Origin of the sequence: Methylomonas methanica (assembly GCF_001644035.1) — a bacterium.
Classification (GTDB): domain Bacteria; phylum Pseudomonadota; class Gammaproteobacteria; order Methylococcales; family Methylomonadaceae; genus Methylomonas; species Methylomonas methanica_A.
Window position 1 is genome coordinate 29,027 of sequence record NZ_LUUG01000128.1, and the last position, 17,013, is coordinate 46,039.

At 51.4% G+C, this 17,013-nt stretch carries 11 protein-coding genes; 4 read left to right on the forward strand and 7 right to left on the reverse strand.

All coding sequences use genetic code 11. From position 1 onward, the window contains the following. Nucleotides 1-15: 15 nt before the first annotated feature. The 5 genes from A1332_RS22660 to rpsB all read right to left on the reverse strand — a co-directional run bounded on the left by A1332_RS22660 (nt 16) and on the right by rpsB (nt 3,902). Entirely contained in the window at nt 16-780 is a 765-nt protein-coding gene (locus A1332_RS22660) for an isoprenyl transferase (RefSeq protein WP_064010669.1), read from the reverse strand. A 12-nt stretch (nt 781-792) separates the two neighbouring features. Further along, nucleotides 793-1,350 carry a ribosome recycling factor gene (gene frr, locus A1332_RS22665; RefSeq protein WP_064010670.1) on the reverse strand — a complete coding sequence of 186 codons (558 nt, stop codon included), beginning with the start codon at nt 1,348-1,350 and terminating at the stop codon, nt 793-795. Between the two features lie 4 nt (nt 1,351-1,354). Then, nucleotides 1,355-2,074, reverse strand: a complete 720-nt coding sequence (pyrH, locus tag A1332_RS22670) for a UMP kinase (RefSeq protein ID WP_020481856.1) — start codon at nt 2,072-2,074, stop codon at nt 1,355-1,357. An 83-nt stretch (nt 2,075-2,157) separates the two neighbouring features. After that, nucleotides 2,158-3,036, reverse strand: a complete 879-nt coding sequence (gene tsf / locus A1332_RS22675; RefSeq protein WP_064010671.1) for a translation elongation factor Ts — start codon at nt 3,034-3,036, stop codon at nt 2,158-2,160. Between the two features lie 122 nt (nt 3,037-3,158). Then, entirely contained in the window at nt 3,159-3,902 is a 744-nt protein-coding gene (gene rpsB / locus A1332_RS22680; RefSeq protein WP_020481858.1) for a 30S ribosomal protein S2, read from the reverse strand. Between the two features lie 281 nt (nt 3,903-4,183). Between rpsB and map the strand changes: the two genes are divergently transcribed. Then, nucleotides 4,184-4,948 (forward strand): type I methionyl aminopeptidase, encoded by a 765-nt coding sequence (gene map, locus A1332_RS22685; protein WP_064010672.1) that lies wholly within the window; start codon nt 4,184-4,186, stop codon nt 4,946-4,948. Then, nucleotides 4,945-7,590 (forward strand): [protein-PII] uridylyltransferase, encoded by a 2,646-nt coding sequence (gene glnD / locus A1332_RS22690; RefSeq protein WP_064010673.1) that lies wholly within the window; start codon nt 4,945-4,947, stop codon nt 7,588-7,590. Before map ends, glnD begins: the two co-directional genes overlap by 4 nt. A gap of 4 nt (nt 7,591-7,594) precedes the next feature. On the opposite strand, the gene A1332_RS22695 is transcribed toward glnD, so the two are convergent. Next, complete coding sequence (locus tag A1332_RS22695) at nt 7,595-8,815, reverse strand: UbiH/UbiF/VisC/COQ6 family ubiquinone biosynthesis hydroxylase (RefSeq protein WP_064010674.1); 1,221 nt, start codon at nt 8,813-8,815, stop codon at nt 7,595-7,597. 252 nt (nt 8,816-9,067) lie between these two features. Between A1332_RS22695 and A1332_RS22700 the strand changes: the two genes are divergently transcribed. Together A1332_RS22700 and A1332_RS22705 are read left to right on the forward strand one after the other, a co-directional pair. Further along, nucleotides 9,068-14,602, forward strand: a complete 5,535-nt coding sequence (locus tag A1332_RS22700; protein WP_064010675.1) for a glutamate synthase-related protein — start codon at nt 9,068-9,070, stop codon at nt 14,600-14,602. Nucleotides 14,603-14,702: 100 nt separating this feature from the next. After that, entirely contained in the window at nt 14,703-16,442 is a 1,740-nt protein-coding gene (locus A1332_RS22705) for a sulfite reductase subunit alpha (RefSeq protein ID WP_064010676.1), read from the forward strand. Nucleotides 16,443-16,552: 110 nt separating this feature from the next. Here A1332_RS22705 and A1332_RS22710 read toward each other — a convergent pair whose 3' ends face one another. Then, entirely contained in the window at nt 16,553-16,981 is a 429-nt protein-coding gene (locus A1332_RS22710; RefSeq protein ID WP_064010677.1) for an Hsp20/alpha crystallin family protein, read from the reverse strand. Nucleotides 16,982-17,013 lie beyond the last annotated feature (32 nt).

Sequence of the window (17,013 nt, forward strand, 5' to 3'; positions counted from 1 at the left end):
GTTATAGAAAAATCCCTAGAGAACTCTGTTATCGATGACTTGTTCGCCGGTGTGCCCAAAACGCCTTTGCCGGCCTTTGAAGCTGCCGATAGCTTTTTCCAATGCTTGCTGATCGAAATCCGGCCAAAGCGCATCGGTAAAATAAAATTCCGTATAAGCCAGTTGCCACAACAGAAAATTACTGATGCGTTCCTCGCCGCCCGAGCGGATAAACAAATCAGGCTCAGGTAACTCAGCGGTGACCAGATATTGATTGATTAGTTGTTCGGAAATAGCTTGTTCGTCGATCTCGCCCGATTTCACCCCGGCGACGATTTGCCGCAAAGCTTGGGTTATATCCCAACGTCCACCATAGTTGGCAGCGATCAGCAATGTCAATCCGTCGTTTTGTGCAGTTTGCCCTTCGGCAGTGGCGATTTTTTCCCGCAGTTTTTCCGGAAACGCGCTTTTATCGCCGATGATTTTCAGCCTGATGTTGTTTTTATCGAGCTTATCGACCTCAGATTGCAGCGTGTTCATGAACAGTTCCATCAACAAACTCACTTCGTCCTGCGGCCTGCGCCAGTTTTCGCTGCTAAAAGCGAACAGCGACAGCACTTCGATGTTTTGCTTGGCACAATATTCCACGATCTTCCTGACCGCCTTGACGCCGGCATAGTGCCCCATGATCCTGGGCATCAAGCGCTTTTGCGCCCAGCGGCCGTTGCCATCCATGATGATGGCAATATGCCGTGGATTGCCGTTATTTATCGCCGGTTTATCGTTGTCAGCAACAGTCATCTCGCCTCTCGATTACATGGAAAGCAAATCGGCTTCTTTTTCTTCAAGATGCTTCTCTACTTCCTTGATGTATTGATCGGTGAGCTTTTGGATCTTTTCTTCGCCCTGCCGCGCGTCGTCCTCGGAAATTAATTTCTCTTTCAACGCATCTTTGATGGCGGCATTGGCGTCGCGGCGAATATTACGAATCGCCACCCGGCCTTGTTCCGCTTCGTTTTTTACGATTTTAACCAAATCGCGGCGGCGCTCTTCAGTCAGTGCCGGCAAGGGTAAGCGAATCACCGTGCCTTGCGTGGCAGGATTTAAACCTAAACCGGAAGACATAATGGCTTTCTCAATAGCCTGGATCATGCTCTTTTCCCAAGGCACGACTTTCAACGTGCGCGCGTCCTCGACGGACACGTTGGCAACCTGCGACAACGGCGATTCGTTGCCGTAATACGTCACGCTGATTTGATCCAGCAAACTGGGATGCGCGCGCCCGGTTCTGATTTTGGTAAATGCTTTTTGCAAGGACTCGATGCTTTTCACCATACGTGATGCGGCATCTTGTTGAATATCGCTGATCATTTTGTTAGTTCCTCTCGATTAGGGAGCCTATATCTTCGCCGCGCATCAAGCGCATAATCGCTCCCGGCTCAAATACATTCATCACCCGCATAGGCAGGTTGTTATCCCGGCACAAGACCAAGGCGGTAGTATCCATGACATTCAAACGCTGGTCGATGGCTTCGTCATAGGTCAGACGAGGATAGAACACTGCATCCGCGACTTTATTCGGGTCCGCCGAATAAACGCCTTTGACTTTGGTCGCCTTAATCATCAACTCGGCGTCTATCTCTATGGCGCGTAAACTGGCGGCGGTATCAGTAGTAAAAAACGGATTACCCGTGCCGGCAGCGAAAATAGCCACTCTGCCTTTTTCCAAATGCCTGACTGCCCGACGACGGATATAGTCTTCGCACACCTGATTGATTTTCAGGGCAGTCATTACCCGAACAGGCTGCCCGAGATACTCCAGTGCATCCTGCATGGCCAAGGCATTAATTACCGTTGCCAACATACCCATTTGATCGCCGGTGACCCGATTCAGACCTTCCGATGCTTTCTCACCGCCGCGCAAAATATTGCCGCCACCGATGACCAAGCCGACCTGGATACCTGCATCGCACAAGTCTTTCACTTCTTGAGCCAAGCGTTGCACTATATCCGGATCGATACTGCCGCCGCGTTCGCTCGCCAGTGCTTCGCCGCTCAATTTAAGTAAAATTCTCTGACAAATCAATTGACTCATAATCAAATATCCACCGTAAACATGGGTTAAAAGCAACGAACTGATATAAATAAACCCGGCGAACCGGGTTTATTAGGAGGCGTTTAGCCTCTAACTTGTGCCATTACTTCGGCGGCAAAATCTTCTTCTTTTTTCTCGATGCCTTCGCCCACTTCGAAACGAGCAAAACGCACGACAGCATTGCCTTTGGATGTCAGCAATTTGCCGACGGTAACGCTGTCGTCCTTGATGAAAGGCTGACCCAACAACGTGACTTCCGCCAGGAATTTATTGATACGACCGCCAATCATTTTTTCAACGATCTCGGCAGGCTTACCACTTTCCAATGCTTGTGCAGCAAAAATTTCTTTTTCCTTGGCAATCACATCGGCCGATACTTGGTCGTCCGATACATATTCAGGTTTAGCCGCGGCAACATGCATCGCCACGTCTTTACCCAATGCGGGATCGTTTTTAGTCAATTCGACGATAACGCCAATTTTACTACCGTGCAGATAAGCTGCTTGGCCGCCATCGGTGGTGGTGAATTTAACGAAACGGCGCACGGTAATGTTTTCGCCGATTTTAGCAATCAGAGCACGACGGGTGTCGTCTACGCTGACACCAGTGCTCAATACCATTGCTTGTAACTCTTCGTCGCTGTTGACATTCGCGCTCAACAAGCTGTTGACGACATCATTAGCAAAACCAATAAAATCATCGCCTTTGGCGACGAAATCGGTTTCGCAGTTAACGTCTACCATAACAACGGTTTTAGCATCATCGGAAACCTTCACGCCGATGATTCCTTCCGCCGCGATACGGCCGGATTTTTTATCGGCTTTTGCCAGACCGGCTTTACGCATGTTTTCAATGGCCAGTTCCATGTCGCCATTGGCTTCAACCAGGGCTTTTTTACACTCCATCATGCCTGAGCCGGTACGCTCACGCAATTCCTTGACCATCGCCGCACTAATACTCATCATTTTTTCCTCAAATTTTATTAACTAAAAAAACGCCTCACAAAGGAGGCGTTTAAAAGACAGTCTGTTCTGAATACCAGATTCAGCGGCGCTCAACCGCTTCGGCCGAGCGCGTTTAAAACTTACGCTTCCGTTACGACTTCTTCTACAAAATCGTCGGCTTTGGCTGAAGCATCCATACGCAACGCTTTCGCTTCCAGCACGGAGGCTGAAGCACTTTGGCAATACAAAGTCACTGCGCGGATAGAATCGTCATTACCTGGGATGACGTAATCAATTTTTTCGGGCGAGTTATTGGAGTCAACCACGCCGACCACTGGAATACCTAATTTTTTGGCTTCCATAATGGCATTTTTCTCATAACCTACGTCCAGAACGAAAATAGCGTCGGGGGTACCGCGCATATCTTTGATACCGCCCAGGCTGCGCTCAAGCTTTTCCAACTCGCGCTCCATGCCCAAAGCTTCTTTTTTGCTGAAACGTTGGTACAAGGTGCCATCGGCTTTCATCGCTTCCAGTTCTTTCAAACGGTTGATGGATTTTTTGATGGTTTTGAAGTTGGTCAACATACCGCCCAACCAACGATGGTTGACGTAGGGCATACCACAACGTTTTGCTTCTTCGGCCACAACTTTACGCGCCGCTTTTTTAGTACCGACAAACAGAATCGTACCTTTGTTAGCGGTCATTTGGCCTAGATAGTTCATGGCATCGTTAAACAATGGAAGCGTTTGTTCCAAGTCGATGATATGAATTTTGTTACGAGCTCCGAACAGGTATGAAGCCATTTTCGGGTTCCAGTAACGGGTTTGATGTCCAAAGTGAACACCCGCTTCCAGCATTTGACGCATTGACACTGCTGCCATTTACTTCTCCTAAAATTGCCGAATAATTCGGCGTTGGGTTACGCCTCCACCCGCCCCGATCAGTGACCGAAAATCTAAAATAGACTTTCAGCACCCCACCGACCGTGTCGACAAGTGTGAGTATTAGTTACATAGTGAACTTGCCTTTATACCATGATTAGAATTTCACAACAACTTCAAGTCTGATAGACTCCTATCGGCGTTTGCCTGAGAGAGCATCTTGATTACACAGCAAAAACGGGCTCGCACTCGCTTTTATCCCAATAATTAGCCACCTGCCGATGACTATTACCATAAAAACCGCCGAAGAAATCGACAAGATGCGCGTTGCCGGAAAACTGGCCGCCGAAGTCCTTGAAATGATCGCCCCCCACGTCGCTGCCGGCATATCTACCGAAGAACTTGACCAAATCTGTCACGATTACATCGTCGATGTGCAGCAAGCTATTCCCGCACCCTTGAATTATCGCGGCTTCCCTAAATCGATTTGCACATCCATCAATCAACAGATTTGCCACGGCATTCCCAGCGAGAAAAAACTAAAAAACGGCGACATCGTCAATATCGATATCACGGTGATTAAAGACGGTTACCACGGCGACACTAGCAAAATGTTTTGCATCGGCGACGTCAGCCCGCACGCCAAACGCTTGGTCGACATCACCCGCGAATGCCTGTTTTTGGGTATAGAGGAAGTCAAACCCGGCGCCCGCCTCGGCGATATAGGCCATGCCATACAGAAGCACGCGGAAAACAATCGTTATTCCATCGTCAGAGAGTTCTGCGGCCACGGCATAGGCAAAAAATTTCACGAAGATCCGCATGTGATGCATTTCGGCAAACGCGGTGAAGGCGAGACACTCGAGCCCGGCATGATTTTTACGATAGAGCCCATGCTCAATCAAGGCAAACGCCATATGAAAATCCTCGCCGACGGATGGACCGCGGTAACCAAGGACCGCAGCCTGTCCGCGCAATGGGAGCATACGATTTTGGTGACCGACACCGGCTACGAAATTTTGACGCTGAGACAGGAAGAGTTGTGAGCCAGGCGCTGTTCACCGAAAACGATTTTCTCGACTGTTTCGCGGGCGACAATCCGGTCGCCAAATTCAAAAATGCGATTAACGAAGAAAATGCGCAGTTAAAAATGCGCTTTAACCCTGACCAGGCGACCGTCGGCCTGCTGACCGAGAAAGCTCGCTTTATCGACAATCTATTGACCGCCTGCTGGCTGCATTTCCTCGACGCAGCCGCCAGCCGTCACAGCCTGATCGCGACCGGCGGGTACGGCAGAGGCGAATTGTTTCCTTATTCGGATATCGATATTCTGGTGCTGCTCGGCGCCGCCAACCCGATAGACTATCAACAGCAAGTATCCGGCTTCTGCAATTTTCTATGGGATATCGGTTTAAAACCGGGACTGAGCACGCGTAGCGTACCAGAGTGCCTAGCTGTTGCTGAGGACGACCAGACCGTATTTACCAACCTGCTGGAAATGCGCTTGATTACCGGCAACGCCGAACTATTTAGCGATCTAAAACACCAGGTAAATTCCGAAACACTCTGGCCATCGGAACAATTTTTTCCAGCCAAAATGGCTGAACAACAAAAGCGCTACAGCAAGTTCCACGACACGGCTTACAACCTGGAACCGAATATCAAGGAAGGTCCGGGCGGACTCCGCGACCTGCAAGTAATCAGTTGGGTATTCAAACACCACTACAACGCATCCTCTCTCAGAGAGCTGATCAAATACGGTTTTTTACCCAAGTCGGAATACGACAATCTGATTACGGCTCGCGACATTCTCTGGCGCCTGCGCTTTGCGCTGCACAATCTGACCAGCCGCTGCGAAGACAGATTGGTATTCGATTACCAACGCGAACTCGCTAGCCAGTTTGGGTACATCGACAGAAACGAACAACCTGACGTCGAGCAGTTCATGCAGTTTTACTTCAAAACTGTCGTGGACATTGAGCGTCTGAACGAAATGCTGTTGCAACTGCTGAACGAGAGACTGATCAGCAACAAGGAAAGCCTGGCACCTATCCCTATCACCGCCAATTTTTCATCCATAGACGGCTACCTGGAAGTCAGCAACAAAGATGTTTTTCAAAAACAACCACTGGCTTTGCTGGAAATTTTTTTAATCTTGCAACAATCACCGTCTTTGAAGGGGATTCGAGCCAGCACCATCCGCTTGATCCGCAAAAATCTGCACCTGATCAATGCCGAGTTCCGCACCAACAAACAGGCTAACCGCCTGTTCATGGATATTCTTAGACAACCGCGCGGCATTACCAGCCAGCTCAAGCGGATGAACCGCTACGGCGTACTGGCCGCTTATTTGCCGGATTTCGCCAATATCGTGGCGCGCATGCAGTACGACCTGTTCCACATCTATACCGTGGACGAACACACTTTGTTTGTTATCCGTAATTTGCGGCGCTTCTCGCTGGCCAAACACAACAAGGAATTGCCGTTTTGCAATAATATTTTTCTACTGATCTCAAAACCCGACATTCTCTATATTGCTGCCATGTTTCACGACATAGCTAAAGGCAGAGGCGGTGATCATTCCACGCTCGGCGAAACCATAGCCAACAACTTTTGCCAGCAGCACGACCTATCCAGCCATGACACCAAGCTGATCACCTGGCTGGTTCGCCAGCATTTGTTGATGTCGATGACCGCACAACGCAAGGACATCAGCAATCCGGACGTCATCCACACTTTCGCGCTGGAAGTCGGCAGTATTGAGCGGTTGAATTATTTATATTTGCTGACAGTGGCGGACATTCGCGCAACGAATCCCAGCTTGTGGAACGCCTGGAAAGACGTATTATTGAAAGACTTGTATATTTCCACCCACCAAGCCTTGCATCGCGGCCTGCAAAATCCGGTGGCCCGCTCGGAACGGGTACAAGAAAACAAAAAAGAAGCGCGCGACGAGCTTTTGAAACTGGGCATATCCAAAACCAATATCACGCAGTCCTGGCAGCATCTCAGCGACGACTATTTTCTGCGCTATTCGGCGGACGAAATCGCCTGGCACACTATTGCCATCGCTGCCTGCCAGGAAAGCGAACTGCCGTTGGTATTACTGCGCCCGCAAACCCAGCGCGGCAGCGCGGAGATTTTCGTCTACACCCGTAACGAAGCGCAAATTTTTTCAATTTCGACCGCAACCCTGGACCACCTGGGCTTGACGATTCTGGATGCCAGAATCATCACAACTGCCGATCAGTACGTACTAAACAGCTTTCAAGTGCTGGAACAATCCGGCGAAGCTATTAACGACTTGTATCGGGAAGTGCATATCTGCACCTCGCTACGTCAAGGCTTGATCGCCAAAAAGGTTAAAGCCTCAAAGAATATCCACAAGCAATCCCGTCAGGCCCGGCACTTTCCGATTGAAACCAGCATCACCTTTCTGGAAGATCCGTCGCATAAACACACCGTCATCGAATTAGTTACCACGGATCGCGCCGGCCTGCTGTCTACCATAGGCAAGGCGTTTACGGAGCTGGACATCCAACTGCACGATGCAAAAATCACCACGATAGGCAGTCGCGCGGAAGACATGTTCTACATCAGCGACCAGCAGTCAATGCCGATCACCGACGAGGATAAGAAAGCTCAAATACGCACCACGATGTTGCGATATTTGAGCCTGAAAAGCTAAAAGTTTATCTGACCAGCAAACGTTCGCCGCGCGCCAATTTCGGCAGGCGGCCTTCCAGCCCCATCGCCGCCTTCATTGCTTTATTGCGCGCAGGGGTGATGCGTTGAGCCAAACCCAGACCAAGATTTCTTAACAGTTTAATCGGCAAAATGTCGTTACTGAAGGACCGATAAAACACATCCATCAAGGTCATCATTTTCAGATTCTCATTGCGGCGCATCGCTTCGTAACGCTGCAACACCGCCAGATCTGCAATGTCTTTGCCGCGTTTACGGGCATCGACCAGTATTTCCGCCAGCGCCGCAGCATCCAGCAAGCCGATATTGACGCCCTGCCCGGCTAAGGGATTGATCATGTGTGCAGCATCCCCCACCAAAGCAACCCCTTGTTTAACATAACGCTGAGCATGTTGTCGCTTGAGCGGGAAACTCGCCACACCCAACACTTGCTTCACCTCACCCAGGCAATCGGGGAAAGCCGCTACCAGCTCGACCTGCAATTGCTCGTAAGACAAGGCCTGTAAACGCCGGACTTCATCGGGCGATTGATACCAAACAATGGAAGCATAATTGCCTGTCAACGGTAAAAATGCTTGCGGACCGCTGGACACAAAACGTTGCCAGGTAATGTCCTGCTGTGGATAGGCGGTTTCTATGTAAATCACTAAAGCGTGCTGGTTGTAATCCCAACTGGTCACACCCAAGCCTACCGCCTGCCGGACTCGCGACTGACCGCCATCTGCCGCAACCAGCAACTTTGCCTGAAGCACGCGACCGTCCACCAAAACCAACTCCGATTCCTGACCGTCGTAATTTATCTTGGTGATGGTTTGCGGCATCAGCAATTCGATATTGGCGAAACTTGGCAATTTATCCAGCAAGGCCAGCTGGGTGATGCGATTTTCGACGATATAGCCCAGCTCGGGATAGCGAATGTCATCACTGTTAAAGGTGGTATCGCCGGCCGTTTCCCAAACCCGCATGCGCTTGAAGGGGCAATAGCGCCGTGACCTCACACCTTCCCAAGCGCCGACGGCTTCCAGAATGTTTTTCGAGGCGATACTTAAGGCCGAAACCCTTAAATCATGCGGCTGTTCGCTGGAAAAAGCTTCTGGAACCTGTGCTTCTATCACAGCTACTTTTAACTCGCTACCGCCCAGGCAACAAGCCACGGCGGCACCCACCATCCCCCCGCCGACTATCACCACATCAAATTGTTCTTTCATATTTCTTCACAAAGTTTTAAAACTAAAGGCCAGACGAGAGAACAACGACGCCATCGGCTTTACGGAATGACAGAGGCGGCGCCACATGGTATGATTACAAAGTTTCGCCAACTGAAATTCCGAAGTTAATTAGGGGTTCTCGCCGCATGGGACGACTCTAACACGCAGCAGGCAGAAAAACCATAAACGGCACTATCGGTAAGGAAAATACCGGCTAGCGCATTTAATCAGTAAGAGAGGATCTGGATAGCAATGATTAAAAACGCCCAGAAAATTAACGCAATACACATGCTTTACGACGCTGATCTTTCCCAGGACAGCTGCGGTGTCGGATTTATCACCCGCAAGGACAGCAAACAGACTCACGAGCTCCTAGTCAAGTCGCATGAAGCCTTGTGTACCATTCCGCATCGCGGCGGCATGAGCGCTGAAGGAATAGGCGACGGCGCCGGCGTTAATATCGATTTGTCTTTGGCGTTTTTCCGCAAGGTCACTGGGAACAATGGCCTGGAGCTGGGGCAATTCGGCGTAGCCAATTTTTTCTTCCCGGAAGACCACGCGCATTACGATTCAGAAGCACAGAAGCTGGTCGAAGAGCAGCTTCTGGAATTCGATCTGCCCATCATCAAATGGCGGGAAGTCCCAGTTGATAGCTCCGCACTCAATGCGGCAGCCTTGAAAGCGCAATTACCGATCAAACAACTCATCTTCGGTCGTCCAAAATCCCTGAAAGACGCCAGTCACGAGGCTTTTGAAAGACATATTCAGTCCGCGCTGCTAACGATAGAAGCCAACGGCTTTACTCGCCCCGAACTGAAAGGCTTTTATCCGTTGTCGATGAGTTCCCGCACCCAGGTTTATAAAGGCCGCCTGAACTCGTTCGAAGTAATCCCATATTTTGTCGACTTATACGACGCCGATCACGAAATCAGCACGCTATTTTTCCACACTCGCTTTTCGACAAATACCGCGCCAGCGACGATGATGGCGCAGCCGTTTCGTTACATGGCGCACAACGGTGAGCTGAACACCGACAAGAAAAACCGCCTCAGCGAAAACGCGATTGCTCGGCAAAACAACAAACATGTCGTGTTTCCCTGCGGCCAATCGGATTCCGGCCGCCTGGATCAAACCCTGACCCGCCGTATCAACGAAGATCAGCTGGATATCGTCACCGCCATTTTGGCAATGATGCCGCCAGCCTGGGAAAACGATACCACCCTGTCGGAAGACGTACGCGCCATGCTGGAATATTTCAGCCTATACGAAGAGAAAAACGACGGCCCGGCCGCGCTGATCTTCAATGACGGTATTCGCGTCGGCGCCCGCCTCGACCGCCTGGGCTTACGGCCATTACGTTCCGTGGAAACCGCAGAATATTTGGCAGTCATGTCGGAAGCAGGTCAGATCGATTTCCCACCTGAAAAAGTGCTGAGACGCGGCCGTATCGAAGCCGGTGGCATGCTGTATTTCGATCATAACACCGGGAAGTCATACGACAGCCATCAAGTGATGGAGCGCTTAGCCAAGGAAAGAGACTATAAAGCGCTGCTGAAACAAAGTTGCATTCATATCAGCGAATTACCCAAAGTGGAGCTCGCGGAACTTAGCAACGAGCATGAGCTGAATATCGATCAACGCCATACAGCTTATTCGCTGAACCAGGAAAGCTTTAAATTTTTGCTGGACCCCATCCTGCAAACCGGCTTGGAAAAAGTCTCGGCGATGGGTTACGGCCTGACACCGAACGCCTTGAGTGCCTCTGAAGGCGGTATGTCGCGTTATTTCAGCCAACGCTTTGCTCAAGTTACCAATCCGCCATTGGACTCCCTGCGCGAAAGCGACGGCATGACCTTGCGCGTAGCCTTGGGTGCTAAGCCAACTTTTGCGCCGCAGAACAGCAAACAACTAATGATAGAATCGCCGATTCTGCAACGCACTCAGCTGGAGCAGATTCGCAGGCAAAGCCAGGTAAAAACCGCGACCATAGCGGCGCTTTACAGCCCTAATTTTGAAAATGCCGCGCAAAACGAACTGGCTTTGGAACAAGCCTTGCAGTCCGTCTGCGCACAAGTTGAACAAGCCGCGCGCAACAATACCGGCATCATTATTTTGAGCGACGCCAATATCAGCAAAGCCCAAGCCGCTATCCCGGCGCTGCTGACTATTGCCGCAGCCAACCAACATTTGGTCAAACATGGCTTGCGCTTTAACAGTTCCCTGATCATGGAAACCGGTCAGGCTGCCAGCCCGCACGACGTTGCTACCATTCTGGGTTTCGGCGCCTCAGCGATCTGTCCACTCAGCGTACATAACCGCGTGATCACCGAATACGCCGATCCTGCCGCGCAGCAAAAAGCGCTGTACAGTTTTCAAAAAGGCGTCGAAAAATCGCTGATGAAAACCATGGGAAAGTTTGGCCTGTGTACCGCGGAAAGCTATATCGGTGGCGAGTTTTTTGAATCCAACTACCTGGATACCGACGAACCGAAACTAAAACCGTATTTCCCCAACATCAATGCCTCGGTGGGCGGCGTGCGTTATTCCGACATCGCCGCCAGCGCAACCGAATGGCACCACAAAGCGCTATCCGTAACCAGCGAAAGCGACATTCCATTTCTTGGATTATTTAAAGAGCGGAATGAAGGTGCCGGTCACACCTTCGGCAATACGGCCGTGCGTGAATACATCAACATGACCGATGAAGCGATTCTCTACATACCGACCTCCACGGACGGAGGAAGTGCGGCAAATGGTCTGGAACCATTGCCGCCTCAGCAGCAAGCTGCCGAGGCTAGTGATACTGCCTATCTGGATTTCGGCTACGAAAAACGCACGCCGGCGCAAATCGATGCTTTCGGCATCACCCCGGCTTATCGCAGCTTTACCCACAATTTGGCTCAAGAACGCGCTAACCGTCCCGCCGCACTGCGCGATGTAATGGAGTTTCCGGCCGATGTCAGCAACGCTAACAGCAAAGCCGATTTTGATCGTTTATTAGGCAGCCAGGATTTGTACGGTAACAATAACTACCTGATCCGCGGCCTGCATGTCGAGAAAACCAATGGTGTGGTTTTCAATATTCGGTTTACCTATAATTCAAGCAAAGCGCGTCTGGAACAACTAGCCGAACATCTGAAAGGTCGCTTTGCCGGCAACGATTTCGGCTTGACGGTTGAGGCCGACAGTTTGAATCTACGGGCGAACGACAGCGACAGCCTGATTTACAACTATCTCAGCAACGTCCGCCCTGCCCGCTCGCGGATAGCGCTGGATCAAGTTCAACCCGCCCATGAAATCACCCCGACTTTCGCGTCCGGCGCGATGAGTCATGGCGCGCTGCTAGCCGAAGCCCACGAAGCCGTGGCGCAAGGCACCAACATTGCCGGCGGCATGAGTAACTCCGGCGAAGGCGGCGAGCACTCCAGCCGTTTCGGCACCATTCGTTCCAGCAAAATCAAGCAGTTTGCTTCCGGTCGCTTTGGCGTTTGGGCCGGCTATTTAGCTGATCCGAATCTGGAGGAAATCGAAATTAAAATCGGCCAAGGCGCCAAGCCTGGCGAAGGTGGTCAATTACCGGCACCTAAAGTGTCTGTTGAAATCGCCGCGTTGCGTGGCGGCACACCCAAAGTAGAACTAGTCAGTCCGCCTCCACATCACGATACTTATTCCATAGAAGACTTGGGCCAATTGATTCATGACGCCAAGGCCGCCCGCGTGCGGGTGGTAGTCAAACTAGTCTCGTCCGAAGGCATAGGCACCATCGCCGTCGGCGTTGCCAAAGCCGGTGCCGATGTCATCAACGTGGCCGGCAACACCGGCGGCACCGGCGCAGCAGCCGTCACCAGTTTGAAAAACACCGGCCGCTCGCCGGAAATCGGAATCGCCGAAGTACATCAAGCACTGGCGGCTAACGGTTTGCGCGATAAAGTCATTCTGCGATGCAGCGCCGCCCACCAAAACGGCGCCGACGTGGTGAAATCTGCCATTCTGGGCGGCGACTCCTTTGAATTCGGCACTACCGCCCTGATGATGCTGCGCTGCGTGATGGCAAAAAACTGCAACATCCGCTGCCCGGCCGGTCTGACCACCGCCCACGAGGAATTCAAAGGCGACCCGCGTGTGTTGGCCCAGTTCTTTATGAACTTGGCCCACGAAGTGCGGGAGATCCTGGCTGACCTGGGTTACACCAGCTTGCAGGACATTCGCGGCAAAACCGAGTTGCTGCATCTGATCGACCACCCCAGCATGGTCGGCCAAATTCACCTGCAAAAACTGCTGGCTGAAGTGCCGGTGATTAAAATCGAGAAACCGATTTATCTGGAAAAAGATTTCGCGATCGACGATTTGATCTTCGCCCGCGTCAAATCGGCCTTGTTCGAAAACGGTCAAAAACAGGTGATCGTCGAAGGCGACGAGTTCAAACTCAACAACCGTAATAAAACCGTCGGTGGTCAAACCGCTATCGATCTGGAACGTTTGCTAGCCTATGACCTGAGTGCAGAACAAGTAGAGAAATCGAATATCGTCTATACCAACCAACATGGCCGCCGCTATCTGGCCGACGATACCATTATCGTCCGCACCCATGGTTCGGCTGGTCAAAGTTATGCCGCATTCAACAACGACGGCATGCGTATGGAACATACCGGCACCTGCAACGACGGCGTTGGTAAAACCGCTTGCGGCGGCACCATCGTCATCAAATCACCGGGCGGCGGCTCCAAGTTGCCAGGCGAAAACGTGTTGATCGGTAACTTTGCGCTATTCGGTGCATCCGGCGGCAAAACCTTTATCAATGGCGAAGCCGGAGACCGTTTTGCCGTACGTAATTCAGGGGCAATGGCCGTTGTGGAAGGCGTCGGTGACTTCGCTTGCGAGTACATGATTAACGGCGCGGTATTGAATCTAGGCGGTTTTGGCAAAGGCTTCTGCACCGGCATGTCCGGCGGCAACGCCTATCAATACGATCCAAACAACCGCTTGCAGGACTTGTACGACGAGACCTCGGTGACGATACACAGCCTCGCCGACGGTAGCGAAGTCGCCGACAGTCATGAGCAGTTCATTTTGTACATGTTGGAGCAACATGTTGAACACACTGATTCGGAAAAAGCCAAGGCTATCCTGGCGAACTGGGCCAACGAGCGTCAGCACTTCAAATTTGCCTTGCCGCTTTGGCTGAACCGCACGCAAACCGCGGAATATTTGAGTAAAGCACTGGATCGCAAAGCCATGATAGAAGAGTTATCTGTCGCATTTGCACAAAAGCAAATCGAGCAGATCAAGCAGGCTTACAAAAACAACACACCACTGTTCGACGGTGCGATACCCGGTTACGGCGAAACCGACACCGATTTGACATTGAAACTGATCAACAGCTATGCGGTGATCGATAAAGCCCAGCAAATAGCCCGCGATCAGCTGAATAAAGCTGGCCAACCGGCTACCGAAGCCTTAGTCGACAAACATGCCTACAAATTAGTCATGGAACGGCCGCGCAAACTGCAAGACGCGCTGATTAAAAATATCCGCGAAGCTTACAGCCAATACGATGACGGCCAACTGGCGGCGTTGATGGCGGAAAAACGCCTGAACGACTACAAAACCACGCTAATGCTGCGCGACGTGCAAAGCATCTACTCGATAGGCTCCACGGCCTGGATCATCGAACAGGATAGATTCAACCGTGTGGCTTTGGCCGGCCTGCCGTCCATCGATAAAAATCTGGCGAGCTTGGAAAGTCTGTCTATCGTAAAAGACATGCTGGAAAGCGCGTCTGCCTGAGCCAATGGAGGGTGCATGCCACGCACCCTCCACACCGCGATTGGCAAGAACCAAATACAGTGACTGGACAGCCTGACACCTGTCCACAGATGGTAATGAAATGAAAGCACCTTTTATCCCTCAAAACGCTCCTTACAGTGACACCCAACGCGCCTGGCTAGGCGGCTTTTTCGCCGGCATGCACAGCCACATGCTGCATAGCGCCGGCAGCGTCAATCAAGCCGACGCCCGCACCTTGCACATCCTCTACGGCACCCAGACCGGTAACTCCGAGTCGCTGGCCAACGACGCGGCCAACGCGGCTAAAAAACATGGTTTGCAACCTGTCGTTGAAAGCATGGATGAAGTTGAGATTGGGCAATTGCCGCAAATGCAGTACTTACTGATCATTACCAGCACATACGGTGAAGGCGCGATGCCGGACAATGCCGAGATGCTTTGGGAAGCGGCCAATAGCGAGGCGGCCCCGCGCCTGGACAACGTCAATTATTCAGTATTGGCCTTGGGCGACACCAGTTACGACTTGTTCTGCCAGGCCGGTATAGACTGGGATAATAAGCTGGCGGCCTTAGGCGCCAAACGTCTGTTCGACCGCGTCGATTGCGACGTCGATTTCGAAACCCCGGCGGAAAAATGGCTTAGCGAAGTCATTCCTTTGATGGCCGAAGGTGCCAGTACGGTCGCGGTCGTCGATACCGAAACACCAAGCACCAAATCGGCGTACAACCGCAAAAACCCCTTCCCGGCGAAAATGCGCGTCAACCGCATTGTCACGGCATTGGACTCATCGAAAGAAACCCGGCATTACGAAATTTCCATCGATGGCTCCGGCCTCAGTTACGAAGCCGGCGATGCCTTGTGTGTAATCCCGACCAACTGCCCGGACTTAGTCGCGCAAATCATTAAAGCCATCGGCTGCACCGGTGCAGAGGACGAACCGGTCAATGGTGAATTGATGAAGTTGTCGGATGCGTTGCGCACGCATTTCGAGATCAAATTGCCTGGCAAGGAACTGATTGAAGAAATCGCCAGCCGCTCCGGCGATCAAGAGCTGAACGCCTTATTGTTATCCGGCGACAAGGAAAAACTGTCCGATTATTTGTGGGGCCGCGACATACTCGATCTGTTGTTGCAATTCCCCGGCGTGGAGTTTTCCGCCGCCGAATTTTTGCGCTTATTAAAACCGCTGCAACACCGCGCCTACTCCATCTCGTCCAGCGGCAAGAAACATCCGGACAGCGTACATTTGACCGTCGCCAGCGTGCGTTACGACGCGCATGGCCGCCAACACAAAGGCGTCTGCTCCACCTATTTAGCGGATTTAGTTAACGAAGAAACCGATGTACGGATATTCTTCACTCCCAACAATAACTTCCGCGTGCCGGCCGATGATAGTCTGCCGATGATCATGGTTGGACCGGGCACCGGTATCGCGCCGTTCCGCGCTTTTCTGCAAGAACGCGAATTCCGTAAAGCCCCTGGCAAAAATTGGCTGTTTTTCGGCGACCGCAATGCTTCCACCGATTTCATTTATCGCGACGAAATCGAAGCGATGCAAGCCAACGGCCTGCTAACCAAGCTGGATTTGGCTTTCTCGCGAGATCAAGCGGAAAAAATCTATGTTCAGGATCGCATGAAAGAGCATGGCGCCGAACTCTACGCCTGGCTGGAGCAAGGCGGCTACTTTTTCGTTTGCGGCGACGCCTACCGGATGGCCAAAGACGTCGATCAAGCCCTGCACGATGTGATCCGCGAGCACGGCAAAAAAACCTTGGTCGAGGCGGTTGAGTACGTCAACCAACTGAAAAAAGATAAACGCTACGTCAGAGACGTTTATTGATCTGAAATACTCACGGGTACACTAATATGTGTGTGTACCCGTGAAAAAGCCCAACATCTCATCCCCGCAGCCGCAGATCCTGCGGTTGGGCTCGGTGAACTAAGCGGTTCTTAATCGATAGTCATCCGTTGCCCGCTTTTTTTCAGCTTTTTCGCCAAATTTAGCGTCAATATGCCGTTTTCGTAACGGGCCTTGCTGGCCTCTTCATCAATCTCGGCCGATAGCTGAAAACTGCGCGACACTTCCCCGAAATAGCGCTCGCTACGCAGCAATTTATCGTCTTTGTTTTCGGTATCCAACTGGCTGATTTGCGCACGGATGGCGACCACATTGCCGTCGATATCCACATGGATATTCTCTTTACCGGCACCCGGAATTTCGGCTTGGACGATAAATTCGCCGGGGTTTTCTTTTACATCAACTTTGATCTGCGCCGGTAAACCATCCCCATGCAGCGGCTTGATGTAATAACCTGGATTAACATCGCGAAACAGTTCGTCAAACAGACCGCGACTAACAAATGGACTTAAGTTACTCATGTCGATTCTCCTCTTTGTTGCATGTAAAAACC